Annotated in this window: 34 protein-coding genes; 32 read left to right on the top strand and 2 right to left on the bottom strand. The window is 51.6% G+C overall.

What is annotated here, in order from left to right; all coding sequences use genetic code 11:
* The first annotated feature begins 3 nt into the window (after nt 1-3).
* From kefG to slyD, 4 genes are all read left to right on the top strand, one after another.
* Nucleotides 4-555: a glutathione-regulated potassium-efflux system ancillary protein KefG gene (gene kefG, locus SK51_RS06105; RefSeq protein ID WP_003861686.1), complete on the top strand. Its 552-nt coding sequence runs from the start codon at nt 4-6 to the stop codon at nt 553-555.
* Nucleotides 555-2,360: a glutathione-regulated potassium-efflux system protein KefB gene (gene kefB, locus SK51_RS06110; RefSeq protein WP_003861688.1), complete on the top strand. Its 1,806-nt coding sequence runs from the start codon at nt 555-557 to the stop codon at nt 2,358-2,360. The genes kefG and kefB overlap by 1 nt, the downstream gene beginning before the upstream one ends.
* A 13-nt stretch (nt 2,361-2,373) precedes the next feature.
* Nucleotides 2,374-2,574 (top strand): YheV family putative zinc ribbon protein, encoded by a 201-nt coding sequence (locus SK51_RS06115; RefSeq protein WP_022649597.1) that lies wholly within the window; start codon nt 2,374-2,376, stop codon nt 2,572-2,574.
* Nucleotides 2,575-2,668: 94 nt separating this feature from the next.
* Nucleotides 2,669-3,259: a peptidylprolyl isomerase gene (slyD, locus tag SK51_RS06120; protein WP_003861691.1), complete on the top strand. Its 591-nt coding sequence runs from the start codon at nt 2,669-2,671 to the stop codon at nt 3,257-3,259.
* Between the two features lie 51 nt (nt 3,260-3,310).
* On the opposite strand, the gene SK51_RS06125 is transcribed toward slyD, so the two are convergent.
* The gene (locus SK51_RS06125; protein WP_023298761.1) at nt 3,311-3,529 is read right to left on the bottom strand and encodes a protein SlyX; all 219 of its coding nucleotides are present in this window, start codon (nt 3,527-3,529) and stop codon (nt 3,311-3,313) included.
* 238 nt (nt 3,530-3,767) lie between these two features.
* Between SK51_RS06125 and fkpA the strand changes: the two genes are divergently transcribed.
* The 11 genes from fkpA (at nt 3,768) to bfr (ending at nt 11,968) form a co-directional block, all read left to right on the top strand.
* Nucleotides 3,768-4,586: an FKBP-type peptidyl-prolyl cis-trans isomerase gene (gene fkpA / locus SK51_RS06130; protein WP_003861695.1), complete on the top strand. Its 819-nt coding sequence runs from the start codon at nt 3,768-3,770 to the stop codon at nt 4,584-4,586.
* 167 nt (nt 4,587-4,753) lie between these two features.
* Nucleotides 4,754-5,476, top strand: a complete 723-nt coding sequence (locus tag SK51_RS06135; RefSeq protein ID WP_003861697.1) for a helix-turn-helix transcriptional regulator — start codon at nt 4,754-4,756, stop codon at nt 5,474-5,476.
* Nucleotides 5,476-5,862, top strand: coding sequence for a sulfurtransferase complex subunit TusD (gene tusD / locus SK51_RS06140; RefSeq protein ID WP_003861699.1), 387 nt, complete (start codon nt 5,476-5,478; stop codon nt 5,860-5,862). Before SK51_RS06135 ends, tusD begins: the two co-directional genes overlap by 1 nt.
* Nucleotides 5,862-6,221 (top strand): sulfurtransferase complex subunit TusC, encoded by a 360-nt coding sequence (tusC, locus tag SK51_RS06145; protein WP_023298759.1) that lies wholly within the window; start codon nt 5,862-5,864, stop codon nt 6,219-6,221. The genes tusD and tusC overlap by 1 nt, the downstream gene beginning before the upstream one ends.
* Nucleotides 6,222-6,228: 7 nt before the next feature.
* Nucleotides 6,229-6,516 (top strand): sulfurtransferase complex subunit TusB, encoded by a 288-nt coding sequence (gene tusB, locus SK51_RS06150; protein ID WP_022649592.1) that lies wholly within the window; start codon nt 6,229-6,231, stop codon nt 6,514-6,516.
* Between the two features lie 124 nt (nt 6,517-6,640).
* A complete protein-coding gene (gene rpsL / locus SK51_RS06155; protein ID WP_000246815.1) occupies nt 6,641-7,015 on the top strand; it encodes a 30S ribosomal protein S12 in 375 nt (124 codons plus the stop codon).
* A gap of 96 nt (nt 7,016-7,111) precedes the next feature.
* Nucleotides 7,112-7,582: a 30S ribosomal protein S7 gene (gene rpsG, locus SK51_RS06160; RefSeq protein WP_003861706.1), complete on the top strand. Its 471-nt coding sequence runs from the start codon at nt 7,112-7,114 to the stop codon at nt 7,580-7,582.
* 96 nt (nt 7,583-7,678) lie between these two features.
* Nucleotides 7,679-9,793 carry an elongation factor G gene (gene fusA / locus SK51_RS06165; RefSeq protein WP_022649591.1) on the top strand — a complete coding sequence of 705 codons (2,115 nt, stop codon included), beginning with the start codon at nt 7,679-7,681 and terminating at the stop codon, nt 9,791-9,793.
* Nucleotides 9,794-9,862: 69 nt separating this feature from the next.
* Entirely contained in the window at nt 9,863-11,047 is a 1,185-nt protein-coding gene (tuf, locus tag SK51_RS06170) for an elongation factor Tu (protein ID WP_017693880.1), read from the top strand.
* 177 nt (nt 11,048-11,224) lie between these two features.
* On the top strand, nt 11,225-11,419 hold the full coding sequence (gene bfd, locus SK51_RS06175) for a bacterioferritin-associated ferredoxin (RefSeq protein WP_003863268.1): 195 nt from the start codon (nt 11,225-11,227) through the stop codon (nt 11,417-11,419).
* A gap of 72 nt (nt 11,420-11,491) precedes the next feature.
* On the top strand, nt 11,492-11,968 hold the full coding sequence (gene bfr, locus SK51_RS06180; protein WP_003863270.1) for a bacterioferritin: 477 nt from the start codon (nt 11,492-11,494) through the stop codon (nt 11,966-11,968).
* On the opposite strand, the gene SK51_RS06185 is transcribed toward bfr, so the two are convergent.
* Nucleotides 11,952-12,425 carry a prepilin peptidase gene (locus SK51_RS06185; protein WP_023298758.1) on the bottom strand — a complete coding sequence of 158 codons (474 nt, stop codon included), beginning with the start codon at nt 12,423-12,425 and terminating at the stop codon, nt 11,952-11,954. The genes bfr and SK51_RS06185 overlap by 17 nt on opposite strands.
* 380 nt (nt 12,426-12,805) lie before the next feature.
* On the opposite strand from SK51_RS06185, the gene rpsJ reads away from it, so the two are divergent.
* The 17 genes from rpsJ to rplF all read left to right on the top strand — a co-directional run bounded on the left by rpsJ (nt 12,806) and on the right by rplF (nt 20,468).
* Nucleotides 12,806-13,117: a 30S ribosomal protein S10 gene (rpsJ, locus tag SK51_RS06190; protein WP_001181005.1), complete on the top strand. Its 312-nt coding sequence runs from the start codon at nt 12,806-12,808 to the stop codon at nt 13,115-13,117.
* A gap of 32 nt (nt 13,118-13,149) precedes the next feature.
* Entirely contained in the window at nt 13,150-13,779 is a 630-nt protein-coding gene (gene rplC / locus SK51_RS06195) for a 50S ribosomal protein L3 (protein ID WP_006178923.1), read from the top strand.
* Between the two features lie 10 nt (nt 13,780-13,789).
* Nucleotides 13,790-14,395, top strand: a complete 606-nt coding sequence (gene rplD / locus SK51_RS06200) for a 50S ribosomal protein L4 (RefSeq protein ID WP_000424395.1) — start codon at nt 13,790-13,792, stop codon at nt 14,393-14,395.
* Nucleotides 14,392-14,694, top strand: coding sequence for a 50S ribosomal protein L23 (gene rplW, locus SK51_RS06205; RefSeq protein WP_000617546.1), 303 nt, complete (start codon nt 14,392-14,394; stop codon nt 14,692-14,694). Before rplD ends, rplW begins: the two co-directional genes overlap by 4 nt.
* A gap of 17 nt (nt 14,695-14,711) precedes the next feature.
* A complete protein-coding gene (gene rplB, locus SK51_RS06210) occupies nt 14,712-15,533 on the top strand; it encodes a 50S ribosomal protein L2 (RefSeq protein WP_000301859.1) in 822 nt (273 codons plus the stop codon).
* 16 nt (nt 15,534-15,549) lie between these two features.
* Nucleotides 15,550-15,828 (top strand): 30S ribosomal protein S19, encoded by a 279-nt coding sequence (gene rpsS / locus SK51_RS06215; protein WP_001138117.1) that lies wholly within the window; start codon nt 15,550-15,552, stop codon nt 15,826-15,828.
* Nucleotides 15,829-15,842: 14 nt separating this feature from the next.
* Nucleotides 15,843-16,175, top strand: coding sequence for a 50S ribosomal protein L22 (gene rplV / locus SK51_RS06220; protein ID WP_002919773.1), 333 nt, complete (start codon nt 15,843-15,845; stop codon nt 16,173-16,175).
* 17 nt (nt 16,176-16,192) lie between these two features.
* Nucleotides 16,193-16,894 carry a 30S ribosomal protein S3 gene (rpsC, locus tag SK51_RS06225; protein ID WP_000529945.1) on the top strand — a complete coding sequence of 234 codons (702 nt, stop codon included), beginning with the start codon at nt 16,193-16,195 and terminating at the stop codon, nt 16,892-16,894.
* 12 nt (nt 16,895-16,906) lie between these two features.
* A complete protein-coding gene (gene rplP, locus SK51_RS06230; protein ID WP_002919759.1) occupies nt 16,907-17,317 on the top strand; it encodes a 50S ribosomal protein L16 in 411 nt (136 codons plus the stop codon).
* Nucleotides 17,317-17,508, top strand: a complete 192-nt coding sequence (rpmC, locus tag SK51_RS06235; RefSeq protein WP_003863282.1) for a 50S ribosomal protein L29 — start codon at nt 17,317-17,319, stop codon at nt 17,506-17,508. The genes rplP and rpmC overlap by 1 nt, the downstream gene beginning before the upstream one ends.
* Entirely contained in the window at nt 17,508-17,762 is a 255-nt protein-coding gene (rpsQ, locus tag SK51_RS06240; RefSeq protein ID WP_002438707.1) for a 30S ribosomal protein S17, read from the top strand. The genes rpmC and rpsQ overlap by 1 nt, the downstream gene beginning before the upstream one ends.
* 166 nt (nt 17,763-17,928) lie before the next feature.
* Entirely contained in the window at nt 17,929-18,300 is a 372-nt protein-coding gene (rplN, locus tag SK51_RS06245) for a 50S ribosomal protein L14 (protein ID WP_002919748.1), read from the top strand.
* 10 nt (nt 18,301-18,310) lie between these two features.
* Nucleotides 18,311-18,625, top strand: coding sequence for a 50S ribosomal protein L24 (gene rplX / locus SK51_RS06250; RefSeq protein WP_003863287.1), 315 nt, complete (start codon nt 18,311-18,313; stop codon nt 18,623-18,625).
* 14 nt (nt 18,626-18,639) lie between these two features.
* Complete coding sequence (gene rplE, locus SK51_RS06255; RefSeq protein WP_022649589.1) at nt 18,640-19,179, top strand: 50S ribosomal protein L5; 540 nt, start codon at nt 18,640-18,642, stop codon at nt 19,177-19,179.
* Nucleotides 19,180-19,193: 14 nt separating this feature from the next.
* A complete protein-coding gene (gene rpsN / locus SK51_RS06260) occupies nt 19,194-19,499 on the top strand; it encodes a 30S ribosomal protein S14 (protein ID WP_003863291.1) in 306 nt (101 codons plus the stop codon).
* A gap of 30 nt (nt 19,500-19,529) precedes the next feature.
* Complete coding sequence (gene rpsH, locus SK51_RS06265) at nt 19,530-19,922, top strand: 30S ribosomal protein S8 (RefSeq protein WP_006178918.1); 393 nt, start codon at nt 19,530-19,532, stop codon at nt 19,920-19,922.
* 12 nt (nt 19,923-19,934) lie between these two features.
* Nucleotides 19,935-20,468: a 50S ribosomal protein L6 gene (gene rplF / locus SK51_RS06270; RefSeq protein ID WP_003863296.1), complete on the top strand. Its 534-nt coding sequence runs from the start codon at nt 19,935-19,937 to the stop codon at nt 20,466-20,468.
* Nucleotides 20,469-20,477: the final 9 nt, after the last annotated feature.

Consider the following 20,477-nt stretch of genomic DNA (forward strand, 5'->3'; position numbering starts at 1 on the left):
GTGATGTCTCAGACAGCGAAAGTGCTGCTGCTGTATGCCCATCCGGAATCACAGGACTCGGTGGCAAACCGGGTGCTGCTTAAGCCGGCCACACAGCTCAGTAACGTAACGGTGCACGATCTCTACGCGCACTATCCCGATTTCTTTATTGATATTCCTTACGAGCAGGAACTGCTGCGTCAGCACGACGTGATTGTGTTCCAGCATCCGCTTTATACCTATAGCTGTCCGGCGCTGCTGAAAGAGTGGCTGGACCGCGTGCTGAGCCGGGGCTTTTCCAGCGGGGTGGGGGGCAACCAGCTGGCGGGAAAGTACTGGCGGAGTGTCATCACCACCGGTGAGCCGGAAAGCGCTTACCGTCACGACGGGCTGAACCGTTACCCCATGAGCGACATTCTGCGGCCGTTTGAGCTGACGGCGGCGATGTGCCGTATGCACTGGATGAGCCCGATTATTATCTACTGGGCACGGCGGCAGGATCCGAAAGCGCTGGCGAGCCATGCCAGGGCCTATGGCGAATGGCTGGCGTCACCGATTCCGGCGGGAGGACGCTAATGGACGGTTCGAATTTACTCCTCGCCGGGGTGCTGTTTTTGTTTGCCGCCGTCGTCGCGGTCCCCCTTGCCGCGCGTCTCGGCATTGGCGCGGTGCTGGGCTATTTGCTGGCGGGGATAGCCATTGGTCCCTGGGGGCTTGGGTTTATCAGCGATGTGGATGAAATTCTCCACTTCTCCGAGCTGGGCGTGGTGTTCCTGATGTTTATCATCGGGCTTGAGCTTAATCCGTCCAAGCTGTGGCAACTGCGGCAATCTATTTTTGGCGTCGGGGCGGCGCAGGTGTTGCTCAGCGCCGCCATTCTGGCGGGCCTGCTGATGCTGACGCAGTTTTCCTGGCAGGCCGCGGTGATTGGCGGGATCGGTCTTGCGATGTCGTCGACGGCGATGGCGCTTCAGCTGATGCGCGACAAAGGGATGAACCGCAACGAGGCGGGGCAACTGGGCTTTTCGGTGCTGCTGTTCCAGGATTTAGCGGTGATCCCGGCGCTGGCGCTGGTGCCGCTGCTGGCAGGCTCCGGAGACGATCATTTCGACTGGATGAAGATCTCCATGAAGGTGCTGGCCTTCGCGGGGATGCTGATCGGCGGACGGTTTTTACTGCGTCCAGTGTTCCGGTTTATTGCGGCATCCGGCGTACGCGAGGTCTTCACCGCCGCAACGCTGCTGCTGGTGCTTGGTTCAGCGCTGTTTATGGATGCGCTGGGGCTGTCGATGGCGCTCGGGACGTTTATCGCCGGGGTGCTGCTTGCGGAAAGCGAGTACCGCCACGAGCTGGAGACCGCCATCGATCCGTTTAAGGGACTGCTGTTAGGGCTGTTCTTTATCTCGGTGGGTATGGCGCTTAATCTTGGCGTGCTCTATACCCATCTGCTGTGGGTTATTGCGAGTGTCGCCGTGCTGGTGGCGGTCAAAACGCTGGTGCTGTATCTCCTCGCGCGGATTTACGGGCTGCGCAGCTCGGAAAGGATGCAGTTTTCCAGCGTGTTAAGTCAGGGCGGAGAGTTTGCGTTTGTGCTGTTTTCCACTGCGTCGTCTCAGAAGCTGTTCAAAGATGACCAGATGGCGCTGCTGCTGGTGACGGTCACGCTGTCGATGATGACCACGCCGCTGCTGATGAAGCTGGTGGACAAACTGCTGTCGCGCCGCCTGAATCCCGCAGACGATGAAGACGAAGCGCCGTGGGTGGAAGATGATAAACCGCAGGTGATCGTCGTGGGCTTTGGCCGCTTCGGACAGGTGATTGGTCGCCTGTTGATGGCAAATAAAATGCGCATTACGGTGCTGGAGCGCGATATCAGCGCCGTCAACCTGATGCGCAAATATGGTTATAAGGTGTACTACGGGGATGCGACGCAGCTTGAGCTGTTGCGCTCGGCGGGGGCAGAGGCTGCGGAGTCCATCGTCATCACCTGTAACGATCCGGAAGACACAATGAAGCTGGTGGAGCTGTGCCAGCAGCATTTCCCGCATCTGCATATTCTGGCGCGTGCGCGCGGACGTGTTGAGGCTCACGAACTTTTGCAGGCGGGTGTGAAACACTTCTCCCGCGAAACCTTCTCCAGCGCGCTGGAGCTGGGGCGCAAGGCGCTGGTTTCGCTGGGTATGCATCCTCACCAGGCGCAACGCGCCCAGATGCATTTCCGCCGGCTGGATATGCGAATGCTGCGTGAACTGATGCCTGTGCACAGCGACACGGCGCAGATCTCCCGCGTGCGGGAAGCGCGTCGCGAACTGGAGGAGATCTTCCAGCGTGAGATGCAACAGGAACGACGCCAGCTCGACGGCTGGGATGAATTTGAATAAAGGGTAACGAAAGATGGCTTTACGTAAACGCTTTATCGCGGGCGCAAAATGCCCGTCCTGCCAGGCGCAAGATACGCTGGCCATGTGGCGGGAGAATAATATCGATATTGTTGAATGTGTTAAGTGCGGTCACCAGATGCGTGAGGCCGACAAAGAAGCCCGCGATCACGTTCGCAAAGAAGAGCAAGTGATCGGCATTTTTCATCCAGACTAGCGATATGCTCTGAGTTTTTTTAAGCTTAAGGGTACACGGGTGCAGAATTCCGCTACAATCTGCGCCAGCAATTTTCCCACGCTCAGGAGATATCATGAAAGTAGCAAAAGACCTGGTGGTCAGCCTGGCCTATCAGGTACGTACAGAAGACGGTGTGTTGGTTGATGAGTCTCCGGTGAGTGCGCCGCTGGACTACCTGCATGGTCACGGTTCCCTGATTTCCGGCCTGGAAACGGCGCTGGAAGGTCATGAAGTTGGCGACAAATTCGACGTTGCTGTCGGCGCGAACGACGCTTACGGTCAGTATGATGACAACCTGGTTCAGCGCGTTCCTAAAGACGTGTTCATGGGCGTTGACGAGTTGCAGGTTGGCATGCGCTTCCTGGCTGAAACTGACCAGGGTCCAGTTCCGGTTGAAATCACAGAAGTTGAAGACGACCACGTTGTGGTTGACGGCAACCACATGCTGGCTGGTCAGAACCTGAAGTTCAACGTAGAAGTTGTTGCTATCCGTGAAGCGACCGAAGAAGAGCTGGCTCATGGCCACGTTCATGGTGCGCACGGTCACGACCATGACCACGATCACGGCCACGACGGCTGCTGCGGTGGTCACGGCCACGATCATGGTCATGACCACGGCCACGGTAAAGGTGGTTGCGGTAACGGCGGCTGCGGCTGCCACTGATTCCGTACTGCGGAAAATAAAAAAGCGGGATAATCCCGCTTTTTTTACGCCTCAATAATGAGGTGGTGGCGTCTCTTCAGCCTGAGAGGCGATGTGCGACGACTGCGTAGCCTTCACTTTTTCAGTGAGAAGTCGCATCAAATCGCGCATTTTTGCCATTTCAAGCTCATGAGCCGTCACGGTCTGGTTCAGTTCTTCGATGGTGATGTCCTGAAAAGCCAGGCGGCTTTCCAGCTCAGCCAGTCTCGCTTCGATCGTTGTATCCTTCATCATTCACCTCGTTTATCTCTCATGCGCCATAATGGACCAGCGGCGGCGAAGTTTATCTGACTTTTTCCTTAAGTACAGTATCCATCTCCCTGACAAGAAACTTATTTAAACAAAAATAGTCTGAAAAGAAGCGACATTCGGGGGAGTCTGTCTGTAGATTTCTTCCACAACGTTTTATAGTACGTCACTCATTTACGTTTAACACTGGGGTGAGAGACCTCAGGTCCTGGAGATATGGATGAAATCACTGTTTAAAGTTACGCTGCTGGCGACCACTATGGCTGTAGCGCTCAATGCGCCGCTGTCTTTCGCTGCTGATACTGCTGCGAAGCCTGCTGCGACTACAGACAGCAAAGCGGCATTCAAGAATGACGACCAGAAATCCGCCTACGCACTTGGCGCGTCTCTGGGCCGTTACATGGAAAACTCTCTGAAAGAACAAGAGAAACTGGGCATCAAACTGGACAAAAACCAGCTGATCGCAGGGGTTCAGGATGCGTTCGCAGACAAGAGCAAACTGTCTGACCAGGAAATCGAGCAGACTCTGCAAGCGTTTGAAGCGCGCGTGAAAGGCGCCGCTCAGACCAAGATGGAAGCAGACGCTAAAGATAACGAAGCGAAAGGCAAAGCCTACCGCGATAAGTTCGCTAAAGAGAAAGGCGTTAAAACGTCTTCTACTGGCCTGATCTATAAAGTTGAGAAAGAAGGTACCGGCGACGCGCCTAAAGACAGCGACACCGTTGTAGTTAACTACAAAGGTACGCTGATCGACGGTAAAGAGTTCGATAACTCTTATACTCGCGGTGAGCCTCTCTCCTTCCGTCTGGACGGTGTGATCCCGGGCTGGACCGAAGGCCTGAAGAACATCAAGAAAGGCGGTAAAATCAAGCTGGTCATCCCACCGGATCTGGCTTACGGCAAAACCGGCGTTCCGGGTATCCCGGCTAACTCTACGCTGGTATTTGATGTAGAACTGCTGGACATCAAACCGGCGCCGAAAGCGGATGCGAAAACAGACGCACCGGCTGACGACAAAGCCGCAGCAGCTAAGAAGTAATGCTGAAAAAAACCGCCGCCTTTACAGGCTGCGGTTTTTTTATTGTGGGGCAGATATAATTAACACTGGAAAGCGTTATACACGCTGTATTAATTTAGTTGTCCGTGTAGATAATGAGCCTGCCCTGAAAACCTAACGACAGGCTCCTGAAAAGGAGTGTTTTTTTCATGTCCAGGTCGCTTTTAACCAACGAAACCAGTGAACTTGATTTGCTGGATCAACGTCCATTTGACCAGACCGACTTCGATATTCTGAAATCCTACGAAGCGGTAGTGGACGGGTTAGCGATGCTCATTGGTTCCCACTGCGAAATCGTATTGCATTCCCTGCAAGATCTTAAGTGTTCCGCTATCCGCATTGCGAATGGTGAGCACACTGGCCGTAAAATTGGTTCGCCAATCACCGACCTTGCATTGCGTATGTTGCATGACATGACCGGCGCGGACAGCAGCGTCTCAAAATGCTATTTCACCCGCGCCAAAAGCGGCGTGCTGATGAAATCAGAAACTATCGCGATTCGAAACCGCGAACACCGGGTGATCGGTCTGCTGTGCATCAACATGAACCTTGATGTGCCATTCTCGCAAATCATGAGCACTTTCATTCCGCCAGAAACGCCGGACGTGGGCTCATCGGTGAACTTTGCCTCTTCTGTTGAGGATCTCGTGACACAGACGCTGGAGTTCACCATTGAAGAGGTGAATGCCGATCGCAACGTATCCAACAACGCCAAGAATCGTCAGATCGTCCTGAACCTCTATGAGAAAGGGATTTTTGATATCAAAGATGCCATCAACCAGGTGGCCGATCGCCTGAATATCTCCAAACACACGGTTTACCTCTATATTCGCCAGTTCAAAAGCGGCGACTTCCTGGGGCAAGACAAGTAATGCGTTTTGCGTTAATGGTGACGGGCCCGGCGTACGGTACCCAGCAGGCCAGCAGCGCGCTACAGTTTGCCCATGCGCTGCTTGATGCCGGTCATGAACTGGCAAGCGTCTTCTTCTATCGTGAAGGGGTCTATAACGCGAACCAGTTTACGTCCCCGGCGAGCGATGAGTTTGACCTTGTGCGCGCCTGGCAAAAATTAAACGAAACGCAGGGCGTCGACCTGCATATCTGCGTCGCGGCGGCACTGCGTCGCGGCGTGACGGATGCGACTGAAGCCGAACGCCTTGGTCTGGCAGGGGCTAACCTGCAACCGGGCTTTTCGCTCAGCGGATTAGGCGCATTAGCACAGGCGGCGTTAACCTGCGACAGAGTGGTGCAATTTTGATGAAGCGCGTAGCGTTTGTTTTTACTTCTGCCCCGCATGGCAGCGCTTCAGGCCGGGAAGGGCTGGATGCATTGCTCGCGACCTCGGCTTTAACCGAAGATATTGGCGTCTTCTTTTTAGGCGATGGCGTATTCCAGCTTCTGGCAGGCCAACAACCGCAGGCTATTCTTGCGCGCGACTACATTGCGACCTTTAAAGTTCTGCCGCTCTATGACATTGAAACCTTCTATGTGTGCGCCGACTCGCTGGCCGCTCGTGGGTTAAATGAGAAAATACCGTTCGTGCTGGACGTGACGATCCTGACATCTTCTGCGCTGCGCGAACAACTTTCTCACTACGATACCGTTCTGACTTTCTGAGGCTATCATGCTCCATACCCTGAGCCGTTCACCGTGGCAATGCGATATCGACACGTTACTGAGCATGCTGCGCGAAGGCGATGATCTGCTGCTGATTCAGGATGGCGTGCTCGCGGCGCTTGATGGCAGCCGTTTTGTTGAAATCCTCGCTAATGCCCCCATAACAGTCTCTGCGCTTAAAGAGGATCTGGATGCGCGGGGTCTTTCTGGTCAAATTTCAGCCAAAATTGACGTGGTTGGCTATACTGATTTCGTCAATCTTACTGTGACGCACGCCAGTCAAATGAACTGGTGATTTGAGATCGCTGTATATTTCTTGACACCTTTTCGACGTAGCCCTAAAATTTCGCGTCCTCATATTGTATGAGGTCGTTTTATTACGTGTTTACGAAGCAAAAGCTAAAACCAGGAGCTATTTAATGGCAACAGTTAACCAGCTGGTACGCAAACCACGTGCACGCAAAGTTGCAAAAAGCAACGTGCCTGCGCTGGAAGCCTGCCCGCAGAAACGTGGCGTATGTACTCGTGTATATACCACCACTCCTAAAAAACCAAACTCCGCACTGCGTAAAGTATGCCGTGTGCGTTTGACTAACGGTTTCGAAGTGACTTCCTACATCGGTGGTGAAGGTCACAACCTTCAGGAGCACTCCGTGATCCTGATCCGTGGCGGTCGTGTTAAAGACCTTCCGGGTGTTCGTTACCACACCGTTCGTGGTGCGCTGGACTGCTCAGGTGTTAAAGACCGTAAGCAGGCTCGCTCCAAGTACGGCGTGAAGCGTCCTAAGGCTTAATGGTTCTCCGTTAAGTAAGGCCAAACTGATTTATCTTAATGTCAAACTAAACTCGTAGAGTTTTGGACAATCCTGAATTAACAACGGAGTAATCCCATGCCACGTCGTCGCGTCATTGGTCAGCGTAAAATTCTTCCAGATCCGAAATTCGGATCAGAACTGCTGGCAAAATTTGTAAATATCCTGATGGTAGATGGTAAAAAATCTACTGCAGAAGCAATCGTATACAGCGCGCTGGAGACCCTGGCTCAGCGTTCTGGTAAAAATGAACTGGAAGCTTTCGAAGTCGCTCTCGACAACGTGCGCCCGACTGTAGAAGTTAAGTCTCGCCGCGTTGGTGGTTCTACTTATCAGGTTCCAGTTGAAGTTCGTCCGGTTCGTCGTAATGCTCTGGCAATGCGTTGGATCGTTGAAGCTGCTCGTAAACGCGGTGATAAATCCATGGCTCTGCGTCTGGCGAACGAACTTTCTGATGCTGCAGAAAACAAAGGTACTGCAGTTAAGAAACGTGAAGACGTTCACCGTATGGCAGAAGCCAACAAGGCGTTCGCACACTACCGTTGGTAATCCCTTCGGAGTCGTAGTCACCAGGCGGGCGCTTCAGAGAAGCCGCCCGCTCTGGGTAACTTAACTGAACGCCTAAAGATATAAACGAGGAATCAAATGGCTCGTACAACACCCATCGCACGCTACCGTAACATCGGTATCAGTGCGCACATCGACGCCGGTAAAACCACTACTACCGAACGTATTCTGTTCTACACCGGTGTAAACCATAAAATCGGTGAAGTTCATGACGGCGCAGCCACCATGGACTGGATGGAACAGGAGCAGGAGCGTGGTATTACTATCACCTCCGCAGCGACTACTGCTTTCTGGTCAGGTATGGCTAAGCAGTACGAACCGCATCGCGTAAACATCATCGACACCCCAGGGCACGTTGACTTCACCATCGAAGTAGAACGTTCCATGCGTGTTCTTGACGGCGCGGTAATGGTTTATTGCGCAGTTGGTGGTGTTCAGCCACAGTCTGAAACCGTATGGCGTCAGGCTAACAAATATAAAGTTCCACGCATCGCGTTCGTTAACAAAATGGACCGTATGGGTGCTAACTTCCTGAAAGTTGTTGGCCAGATCAAAACCCGTCTGGGCGCGAACCCTGTTCCGCTTCAGTTGGCAATTGGTGCTGAAGAAGGCTTCACCGGTGTTATCGACCTGGTGAAAATGAAAGCCATCAACTGGAACGAAGCAGATGCGGGCGTTACCTTCGAATACGAAGATATCCCGGCAGAGATGCAGGACCTGGCTGACGAATGGCACCAGAACCTGATCGAATCCGCAGCAGAAGCTTCTGAAGAGCTGATGGAGAAATACCTGGGTGGTGAAGAACTGACTGAGCAAGAGATCAAATCTGCTCTGCGTCAGCGTGTTCTGAACAACGAAATCATCCTGGTAACCTGTGGTTCTGCGTTCAAGAACAAAGGTGTTCAGGCAATGCTGGATGCGGTAGTTGACTACCTGCCATCCCCGGTTGACGTTCCTGCGATCAACGGCATCCTGGACGACGGTAAAGATACTCCGGCTGAGCGTCACGCAAGTGATGACGAGCCGTTCTCTGCGCTGGCGTTCAAAATTGCTACCGACCCATTCGTGGGTAACCTGACCTTCTTCCGCGTTTACTCTGGTGTGGTTAACTCCGGTGACACCATCCTGAACTCCGTGAAATCGGCGCGTGAACGTTTTGGCCGTATCGTACAGATGCACGCTAACAAACGTGAAGAGATCAAAGAAGTTCGTGCGGGCGACATCGCTGCTGCTATCGGTCTGAAAGACGTGACTACTGGTGACACCCTGTGTGACCCGGATCACCCGATCATTCTGGAGCGTATGGAATTCCCTGAGCCGGTAATCTCCATCGCGGTTGAACCAAAAACCAAAGCTGACCAGGAAAAAATGGGTCTGGCTCTGGGCCGTCTGGCGAAAGAAGACCCATCATTCCGCGTATGGACTGATGAAGAATCTAACCAGACCATCATCGCTGGTATGGGTGAACTGCACCTGGACATCATCGTTGACCGTATGAAGCGTGAATTCAACGTTGAAGCGAACGTGGGTAAACCTCAGGTTGCTTACCGCGAAGCGATTCGCGCGAAAGTTACCGATGTTGAAGGTAAACACGCTAAGCAGTCTGGTGGTCGCGGTCAGTACGGTCACGTTGTGATCGACATGTACCCACTGGAGCCGGGCTCTAACCCTAAAGGTTACGAGTTCATCAACGACATCAAAGGTGGTGTAATTCCTGGCGAATACATCCCTGCCGTTGATAAAGGTATCCAGGAGCAGCTGAAAGCTGGTCCTCTGGCTGGTTACCCGGTTGTAGACATGGGTGTTCGTCTGCACTTCGGTTCTTACCACGACGTTGACTCCTCTGAACTGGCGTTTAAACTGGCTGCGTCTATTGCCTTTAAAGAAGGCTTTAAGAAAGCAAAACCAGTTCTGCTTGAGCCAATCATGAAGGTTGAAGTAGAAACTCCGGAAGAGAACACCGGTGACGTTATCGGTGACTTGAGCCGTCGTCGCGGTATGCTGCGTGGTCAGGAATCCGAAGTAACTGGCGTTAAGATCCACGCTGAAGTTCCGCTGTCTGAAATGTTCGGATATGCAACTCAGCTGCGTTCTCTGACCAAAGGTCGTGCATCATACACTATGGAATTCCTGAAGTATGATGATGCGCCGAACAACGTTGCTCAGGCCGTTATCGAAGCCCGTGGTAAGTAATCCACAGGATTAAAACCTAAGTCCCGTGCTCTCTCCGAAGGGGAGAGCACTATAGTAAGGAATATAGCCGTGTCTAAAGAAAAATTTGAACGTACAAAACCGCACGTCAACGTTGGTACTATCGGCCACGTTGACCATGGTAAAACTACCCTGACTGCTGCAATCACTACCGTACTGGCTAAAACCTACGGCGGTGCTGCTCGTGCTTTCGACCAGATCGATAACGCACCAGAAGAAAAAGCTCGTGGTATCACCATCAACACCTCTCACGTTGAGTATGACACCCCGACTCGCCACTACGCACACGTAGACTGCCCAGGCCACGCCGACTATGTTAAAAACATGATCACCGGTGCTGCGCAGATGGACGGCGCGATCCTGGTTGTTGCTGCGACTGACGGCCCTATGCCTCAGACTCGTGAGCACATCCTGCTGGGTCGTCAGGTAGGCGTTCCTTTCATCATCGTGTTCCTGAACAAATGCGACATGGTTGATGACGAAGAGCTGCTGGAACTGGTAGAGATGGAAGTTCGTGAACTGCTGTCTCAGTACGATTTCCCAGGCGACGATACCCCAATCGTTCGTGGTTCCGCGCTGAAAGCGCTGGAAGGCGAAGCAGAGTGGGAAGAGAAAATCATCGAACTGGCTGGCTACCTGGATTCTTACATCCCAGAACCAGAGCGTGCGATTGACAAGCCATTCCTGCTGCCAATCGAAGACGTATTCTCCATCTCCGGTCGTGGTACCGTTGTTACCGGTCGTGTAGAGCGCGGTATCATCAAAGTTGGTGAAGAAGTTGAAATCGTTGGTATCAAAGAGACTGCGAAGTCTACCTGTACTGGCGTTGAAATGTTCCGCAAACTGCTGGACGAAGGCCGTGCTGGTGAGAACGTTGGTGTTCTGCTGCGTGGTATCAAACGTGAAGAAATCGAACGTGGTCAGGTTCTGGCGAAGCCAGGCTCAATCAAGCCACACACCAAGTTCGAATCTGAAGTGTACATTCTGTCCAAAGACGAAGGCGGCCGTCATACTCCGTTCTTCAAAGGCTACCGTCCACAGTTCTACTTCCGTACAACTGACGTGACCGGTACCATCGAACTGCCAGAAGGCGTAGAGATGGTAATGCCAGGCGACAACATCAAGATGGTTGTGACTCTGATCCACCCAATCGCGATGGACGACGGTCTGCGTTTCGCAATCCGTGAAGGCGGCCGTACCGTTGGCGCGGGCGTTGTTGCTAAAGTTCTGGGCTAATTAATTATCCCTGAAATAAAAAGGACGCTTCGGCGTCCTTTTTTGTTTTCTGCCCTTGGGCATTGTCATAAAAATTCGCATTTTTTGCTTTCTCCCGCCACGTATTCCGACGCCCGTGCTATTGTAATCATAACCATTCTCACTTACACTTTGCGCATATTTTGAACGGGAGTCTTTATGTACGTTTGTTTATGTAATGGTGTAAGCGACAAAAAAATTCGTCAGGCCGTTCGCCAGTTTCAACCACAATCTTTCCAGCAGCTTCGTAAGTTTGTTCCGGTGGGAAATCAATGCGGTAAATGCGTTCGCGCAGCGCGTGAGATCATGCAGGACGAACTGATGCAGATCCCGGAATTCAAAGAGATCGCGTAAGCCTCCATCTTTTTTTTGACATCCCCGTAGCCCGATCTACGCTTCAATGAGTGGAAGCGGAGGGACTATATAATGAAAGGTGATGTTAAAATCATAAGTTATCTCAATAAATTATTGGGAAATGAGCTTGTCGCAATCAATCAGTATTTTCTCCATGCAAGAATGTTCAAAAACTGGGGACTGACTCGCCTCAACGATGTTGAATACCATGAGTCCATTGATGAAATGAAACACGCCGATAAATATATTGAGCGTATTTTATTCCTCGAAGGCATTCCTAACCTACAGGATCTCGGAAAACTGGGCATCGGAGAAGATGTTGAAGAGATGCTGCGTTCTGATCTCCGGCTAGAGCTGGAGGGTGCAAAAGACCTGCGTGAAGCCATTGCCTATGCAGACAGCGTACATGACTACGTCAGCCGGGATATGATGATCCAGATCCTGGCCGATGAAGAAGGGCACATCGACTGGCTTGAGACCGAACTGGATCTCATTAGCAAAATTGGCCTACAGAACTACCTTCAGTCTCAGATCAAAGTGGAAAGTTAATCAGGCTTTCCCAGCCAACGCATAAACCCGCTGCCGCCAGAAATGGCCCAAAAGGCAGTGGGTTTTTTAATGCCTGCTTATCAGGGTTGAACAACGAGAAACCAACCAGATACAGCAGAGCCATTAACGCGGCCACTAATGCCAGTACTGGCAGTACACACCAGCCATGCCATGCTCCCAGCGCCGCCAGATATTTTATGTCGCCATACCCCATCCCTTCACATCGGCAGATGAGTCGATATCCCCAATAGATAACGGCGAATCCGGCGTATCCTGCGGTCGCACCCAGTACCGCGCTCGGCAAAAAATCAGGATGAAGACAAAGCTGGTAGAGCAGGCCCGTCCATAGCAGCGGGCAAAGGAATTTATCGGGAAGCAGCCCCGTGCGAATATCGGTGCGTACAAGCAAGGCCGATAACGCAAAATAGATCAGCAGAAAGGGGAGGGACATTAGCATAGCGAGAGCCTCAAAATGGTTTGAGCGCATACTCGTAATAATCAGCATGCCCGGCAATGTGTAAAAACACCAATTGCGCAGCGGCTTCAGACAAAGAGTTTAGAAGGGATACTTTGCATAAAAAATTGCGAGGCCTTACGCAGAGTACGACTTTGGCGCTTAATTTCTAAACGGCACTTGCGTCTTTCGCTGATTTACGTATAATGCGCGGGCTTGTCGTAATTGACGGCGGGTTCAATCTGAACCAGAGTAGCTCACTTTGTTACTCAACAATGCTCCCAATTGGGGAGCTACGTAAGAACGGTTACACTCTCCCATCAATCGTAATGGGTTTGAGGAGTAATCATTTTCGTTTATAAAATAATTGGAGCTCTGGTCTCATGCAGAACCAAAGAATCCGTATCCGCCTTAAAGCGTTTGATCATCGTCTGATCGATCAATCAACCGCGGAAATCGTCGAGACTGCTAAGCGCACTGGTGCGCAAGTCCGTGGTCCGATCCCGCTGCCGACCCGCAAAGAGCGCTTTACCGTTCTGATCTCTCCGCACGTTAACAAAGATGCGCGTGATCAGTACGAGATCCGCACTCACAAGCGTCTGGTTGACATCGTTGAGCCAACTGAGAAAACCGTTGATGCTCTGATGCGTCTGGATCTGGCTGCCGGTGTAGACGTGCAGATCAGCCTGGGTTAATCAGGTCATCGAGCGATTGAGAGGTTGATACAATGATTGGTTTAGTCGGTAAAAAAGTGGGCATGACTCGCATCTTCACTGAAGATGGCGTTTCAATCCCAGTAACCGTAATCGAAGTTGAAGCAAACCGCGTTACCCAGGTTAAAGATCTGGCTAACGATGGCTACCGCGCTGTTCAGGTGACCACTGGTGCTAAAAAAGCTAACCGTGTAACCAAACCAGAAGCGGGTCACTTCGCTAAAGCTGGCGTAGAAGCTGGCCGTGGTCTGTGGGAATTCCGTCTTGCTGAAGGCGAAGAGTTCACCGTAGGTCAGGACATTAGCGTTGAGCTGTTTGCTGACGTTAAAAAAGTTGACGTAACCGGTACCTCTAAAGGTAAAGGTTTTGCTGGTACCGTTAAGCGCTGGAACTTCCGTACCCAGGACGCTACTCACGGTAACTCCTTGTCTCACCGCGTTCCGGGTTCTATCGGTCAGAACCAGACTCCGGGCAAAGTGTTCAAAGGCAAGAAAATGGCAGGTCAGCTGGGCAACGAACGTGTAACCGTTCAGAGCCTGGACGTAGTACGTGTTGACGCTGAGCGCAACCTGCTGCTGGTTAAAGGTGCGGTCCCGGGTGCAACCGGTAGCGACCTGATCGTTAAACCAGCTGTGAAGGCGTAAGGGGATAGCAATGGAATTAGTATTGAAAGACGCGCAGAGCGCGCTGACTGTTTCCGAAACTACCTTCGGTCGTGATTTCAACGAAGCGCTGGTTCACCAGGTTGTTGTTGCTTATGCAGCTGGTGCTCGTCAGGGTACTCGTGCTCAGAAGACTCGTGCTGAAGTAACTGGTTCAGGCAAAAAGCCATGGCGCCAGAAAGGTACCGGCCGTGCGCGTTCAGGTTCTATCAAGAGCCCGATCTGGCGTTCAGGTGGCGTGACCTTCGCTGCGCGTCCACAGGACCACAGTCAAAAAGTTAACAAAAAGATGTACCGCGGCGCGCTGAAAAGCATCCTGTCCGAACTGGTACGTCAGGATCGTCTGATCGTTGTCGAGAAGTTCTCTGTTGAAGCGCCTAAAACTAAGCTGCTGGCACAGAAACTGAAAGACATGGCTCTGGAAGATGTGCTGATCATCACCGGTGAGCTGGACGAGAACCTGTTCCTGGCCGCGCGTAACCTGCACAAGGTTGACGTACGCGACGCGACTGGTATCGACCCGGTTAGCCTGATCGCCTTCGACAAAGTCGTAATGACTGCTGATGCTGTTAAGCAAGTTGAGGAGATGCTGGCATGATTCGTGAAGAACGTCTGCTGAAGGTGCTGCGCGCACCGCACGTTTCTGAAAAAGCGTCTACTGCGATGGAAAAAACAAACACCATCGTTCTCAAAGTTGCTAAAGACGCGACCAAAGCAGAGATCAAAGCTGCTGTGCAGAAACTGTTTGAAGTCGAAGTCGAAGTCGTTAACACCCTGGTAGTTAAAGGGAAAGTTAAACGTCACGGACAGCGTATCGGTCGTCGTAGCGACTGGAAAAAAGCTTACGTCACCCTGAAAGAAGGCCAGAACCTGGACTTCGTTGGCGGCGCTGAGTAAGTCGGAGGAGTAATACAATGGCAGTTGTTAAATGTAAACCGACATCTCCGGGTCGTCGCCACGTAGTTAAAGTGGTTAACCCTGAGCTGCACAAGGGCAAACCTTTTGCTCCGTTGCTGGAAAAAAACAGCAAATCCGGTGGTCGTAACAACAATGGCCGTATCACCACTCGTCACATCGGTGGTGGCCACAAGCAGGCTTATCGTATTGTTGACTTCAAACGCAACAAAGACGGTATCCCAGCAGTTGTTGAGCGTCTTGAGTACGATCCGAACCGTTCCGCGAACATCGCGCTGGTTCTGTACAAAGATGGCGAACGCCGTTACATCCTGGCCCCTAAAGGCCTGAAAGCTGGCGACCAGATTCAGTCTGGCGTTGATGCTGCAATCAAAGCAGGCAACACCCTGCCGATGCGCAATATCCCGGTTGGTTCTACCGTTCATAACGTAGAAATGAAACCAGGTAAAGGCGGTCAGCTGGCGCGTTCCGCGGGTACTTACGTTCAGATCGTTGCGCGTGACGGTGCTTATGTCACCCTGCGTCTGCGTTCTGGTGAAATGCGTAAAGTCGAAGCAGACTGCCGCGCTACTCTGGGCGAAGTTGGCAATGCTGAGCATATGCTGCGCGTTCTGGGTAAAGCTGGTGCTGCACGCTGGCGTGGTGTTCGTCCTACCGTTCGCGGTACTGCGATGAACCCAGTCGATCACCCACATGGTGGTGGTGAAGGTCGTAACTTTGGTAAGCACCCGGTAACTCCGTGGGGCGTTCAGACCAAAGGTAAGAAGACCCGCAGCAACAAGCGTACTGATAAATTTATCGTACGTCGCCGTAGCAAATAATTTTAGAGGATAAGCCATGCCACGTTCTCTCAAGAAAGGTCCTTTTATTGACCTGCACTTGCTGAAGAAGGTAGAGAAAGCGGTGGAAAGCGGAGACAAGAAGCCCCTGCGCACTTGGTCCCGTCGTTCAACGATCTTTCCTAACATGATCGGTTTGACCATCGCTGTCCATAATGGTCGTCAGCACGTTCCAGTCTTTGTTACCGACGAAATGGTTGGTCACAAACTGGGTGAATTCGCACCGACTCGTACTTATCGCGGCCACGCTGCTGATAAAAAAGCGAAGAAGAAATAAGGTAGGAGGAAGAGATGGAAACTTTAGCTCAACATCGCCATGCTCGTTCTTCTGCACAGAAGGTTCGCCTTGTTGCTGACCTGATTCGCGGTAAGAAAGTGTCGCAGGCCCTGGACATCCTGACCTATACCAACAAGAAAGCTGCGGTATTGGTCAAGAAAGTACTGGAATCTGCCATTGCTAACGCTGAACACAACGATGGCGCTGACATCGACGATCTGAAAGTCGCGAAAATTTTCGTAGATGAAGGCCCAAGCATGAAGCGCATTATGCCGCGTGCGAAAGGTCGTGCAGATCGCATCCTGAAGCGCACCAGCCACATTACTGTGGTTGTGTCCGATCGCTGAGACTCTGGAGACTAGCAATGGGTCAGAAAGTACATCCTAATGGTATTCGCCTGGGTATTGTAAAACCATGGAACTCTACCTGGTTTGCGAACACCAAAGAATTCGCTGACAACCTGGACAGCGATTTTAAAGTACGTCAGTACCTGACTAAGGAACTGGCTAAAGCGTCTGTATCTCGTATCGTTATCGAGCGTCCAGCTAAGAGCATCCGTGTGACTATTCACACTGCTCGCCCTGGCATCGTTATCGGTAAGAAAGGCGAAGACGTAGAAAAACTGCGCAAGGTCGTAGCGGATATCGCTGGCGTTCCTGCACAGATCAATATCGCTGAAGTTCGTAAGCCTGAACTGGACGCTAAATTGGTTGCTGACAGCATCACTTCTCAGCTGGAACGTCGTGTTATGTTCCGTCGTGCTATGAAGCGTGCTGTACAGAACGCAATGCGTCTGGGCGCTAAGGGTATCAAAGTTGAAGTTAGCGGCCGTCTGGGCGGCGCGGAAATCGCACGTACCGAATGGTACCGCGAAGGTCGCGTACCGCTGCACACTCTGCGTGCTGACATCGACTACAACACCTCTGAAGCGCACACCACTTACGGTGTAATCGGCGTTAAGGTATGGATCTTCAAAGGTGAGATCCTGGGTGGTATGGCTGCTGTTGAACAACCGGAAAAACCGGCTGCTCAACCTAAAAAGCAGCAGCGTAAAGGCCGTAAATAAGGAGCGTCGCTGATGTTACAACCAAAGCGTACAAAATTCCGTAAAGTGCACAAAGGCCGCAACCGTGGTCTGGCGCAGGGTACGGATGTTAGCTTCGGCACTTTCGGTCTGAAAGCTGTTGGCCGTGGTCGTCTGACTGCACGTCAGATCGAAGCAGCACGTCGTGCAATGACCCGTGCAGTTAAGCGTCAAGGTAAGATCTGGATCCGTGTATTCCCGGACAAACCGATCACCGAGAAGCCACTGGAAGTTCGTATGGGTAAAGGTAAAGGTAACGTGGAGTACTGGGTTGCCTTGATCCAACCGGGCAAAGTCCTTTATGAAATGGACGGTGTTCCGGAAGAGCTGGCCCGTGAAGCCTTCGGCCTGGCAGCAGCGAAACTGCCTATCAAAACCACCTTTGTAACTAAGACGGTGATGTAATGAAAGCAAAAGAGCTGCGTGAAAAAAGCGTTGAAGAGCTGAACGCTGAGCTGCTGAACCTGCTGCGTGAGCAGTTCAACCTGCGTATGCAGGCTGCAAGTGGCCAGCTGCAACAGACTCACCTGCTGAAGCAAGTGCGTCGCAATGTTGCGCGCGTTAAGACTTTACTGACTCAGAAGGCGGGTGCGTAATGACCGATAAAATCCGTACTCTGCAAGGTCGTGTTGTTAGCGATAAAATGGAGAAATCCATTGTTGTAGCTATCGAACGTTTTGTGAAACACCCGATCTACGGTAAATTCATCAAGCGTACGACCAAACTGCACGTACATGACGAGAACAACGAATGTGGTATCGGCGACAAGGTTGAAATCCGTGAATGCCGTCCACTGTCCAAGACTAAGTCCTGGACGCTGGTTCGCGTTGTAGAGAAAGCGGTTCTGTAATAGAGTACGCATTCTCAATACGAATAAACGGCTCAGCAATGAGCCGTTTATTTTTTCTACCCATATTGCAGAAGCGGTGTTATAATGCCGCGCCCTCGATATGGGGCTTTTTAACGGCTCTGATTTTAGAGTCTCAGGTAGTAGTTGACATTAGCGGAGCACTAAAATGATCCAAGAACAGACTATGCTGAACGTCGCCGACAACTCCGGTGCACGTCGCGTAATGTGTATCAAGGTTCTGGGTGGCTCGCACCGTCGCTACGCAGGCGTAGGCGACATCATCAAGATCACCATCAAGGAAGCAATTCCACGTGGTAAGGTCAAAAAAGGTGATGTGCTGAAGGCGGTAGTGGTGCGCACCAAGAAGGGTGTTCGTCGCCCTGACGGTTCTGTCATTCGCTTCGATGGTAATGCATGCGTTATTTTAAACAATAACAGCGAGCAGCCTATCGGCACGCGTATCTTTGGGCCGGTAACTCGTGAACTTCGTACTGAGAAGTTCATGAAAATTATCTCTCTGGCACCAGAAGTACTCTAAGGAGCGAATCATGGCAGCGAAAATCCGTCGTGATGACGAAGTTATCGTGTTAACCGGTAAAGATAAAGGTAAACGCGGTAAAGTAAAAAATGTTCTGTCTTCCGGCAAACTCGTCGTTGAAGGTATCAACCTGGTTAAGAAACATCAGAAGCCGGTTCCGGCCCTGAACCAACCAGGCGGCATCGTTGAAAAAGAAGCTGCTATTCAGGTTTCTAACGTTGCAATCTTCAATGCGGCTACCGGTAAGGCTGACCGTGTAGGCTTTAGATTCGAAGACGGCAAAAAAGTCCGTTTCTTCAAGTCTAACAGCGAAACTATCAAGTAATTTGGAGTAGTACGATGGCGAAACTGCATGATTACTACAAAGACGAAGTAGTTAACAAACTCATGACTGAGTTTAGCTACAATTCTGTCATGCAAGTCCCTCGGGTCGAGAAGATCACCCTGAACATGGGTGTTGGTGAAGCGATCGCTGACAAGAAACTGCTGGATAACGCAGCAGCTGACCTGACAGCAATCTCCGGTCAAAAACCGCTGATCACCAAAGCACGCAAATCTGTTGCAGGCTTCAAAATCCGTCAGGGCTATCCGATCGGCTGTAAAGTAACTCTGCGTGGCGAACGCATGTGGGAGTTCCTTGAGCGCCTGATCACTATTGCTGTTCCACGTATCCGTGACTTCCGTGGCTTGTCCGCTAAGTCTTTCGACGGTCGTGGTAACTACAGCATGGGTGTCCGTGAGCAGATCATCTTCCCAGAAATCGACTACGATAAAGTCGACCGCGTGCGTGGTTTGGATATTACCATTACCACTACTGCGAAATCTGATGAAGAAGGCCGTGCTCTGCTGGCTGCCTTTGACTTCCCGTTCCGCAAGTAAGGTAGGGTTACTGAATGGCTAAGCAATCAATGAAAGCACGCGAAGTAAAGCGCGTAGCTTTAGCTGATAAATTCTTCGCTAAACGCGCTGAACTGAAAGCGATCATTTCTGATGTGAACGCTTCCGACGAAGATCGTTGGAATGCGGTTCTCAAGCTGCAGTCTCTGCCGCGTGATTCCAGCCCGTCTCGTCAGCGTAACCGCTGTCGTCAAACAGGTCGTCCACATGGTTATGTGGGCAAGTTTGGGTTGAGCCGTATCAAACTGCGTGAAGCCGCCATGCGCGGTGAAGTACCAGGCTTGAAAAAGGCTAGCTGGTAATTACCAATTGAATCACGGGAGTAAAGACAGATGAGCATGCAAGATCCGATCGCGGATATGCTGACCCGTATCCGTAACGGTCAGGCCGCGAACAAAGTTGCGGTCACCATGCCTTCCGCCAAGCTGAAAGTGGCAATTGCCAACGTGCTGAAGGAAGAAGGTTTTATCGAAGATTTTAAAGTTGAAGGCGACACCAAGCCGGAACTGGAACTTACTCTCAAGTATTTCCAGGGTAAAGCTGTTGTAGAAAGCATTCAGCGTGTCAGCCGCCCAGGCCTGCGCATCTATAAGAAAAAAGATGAGCTGCCAAAAGTAATGGCTGGTCTTGGTATCGCAGTTGTTTCTACCTCTAAAGGTGTTATGACTGATCGTGCAGCGCGCCAGGCTGGTCTTGGTGGCGAAATTATCTGCTACGTAGCCTAATCGGAGGAAAGAATGTCTCGTGTTGCTAAAGCACCGGTCGTTATTCCTGCCGGCGTTGATGTCAAAATCGACGGTCAGGTTATTACGATCAAAGGTAAAAACGGCGAGCTGACTCGTACCCTCAACAAAGCTGTTGAAGTTAAACATGCAGATAACGCTCTGACCTTCGGTCCACGTGATGGTTTCGTGGATGGATGGGCTCAGGCTGGTACCGCGCGTGCCCTGCTGAACTCAATGGTTGTTGGTGTTACCGAAGGCTTCACTAAAAAGCTTCAGCTGGTTGGTGTAGGTTATCGTGCAGCTATCAAAGGGAATGCAGTAGGCCTGTCTCTGGGCTTCTCACACCCTGTTGAGCATCCGCTGCCGGCCGGAATCACTGCAGAATGCCCGACTCAGACTGAAATCGTGCTGAAAGGCGCTGATAAACAGCTGATCGGTCAGGTTGCAGCAGATCTGCGCGCCTACCGTCGTCCTGAGCCTTATAAAGGCAAGGGTGTTCGTTACGCCGACGAAGTCGTGCGTACCAAAGAGGCTAAGAAGAAGTAAGGTAACACT

Source organism: Enterobacter sp. MGH85, from assembly GCF_001037655.1.
GTDB classification, from domain to species: Bacteria; Pseudomonadota; Gammaproteobacteria; order Enterobacterales; family Enterobacteriaceae; genus Enterobacter; species Enterobacter intestinihominis.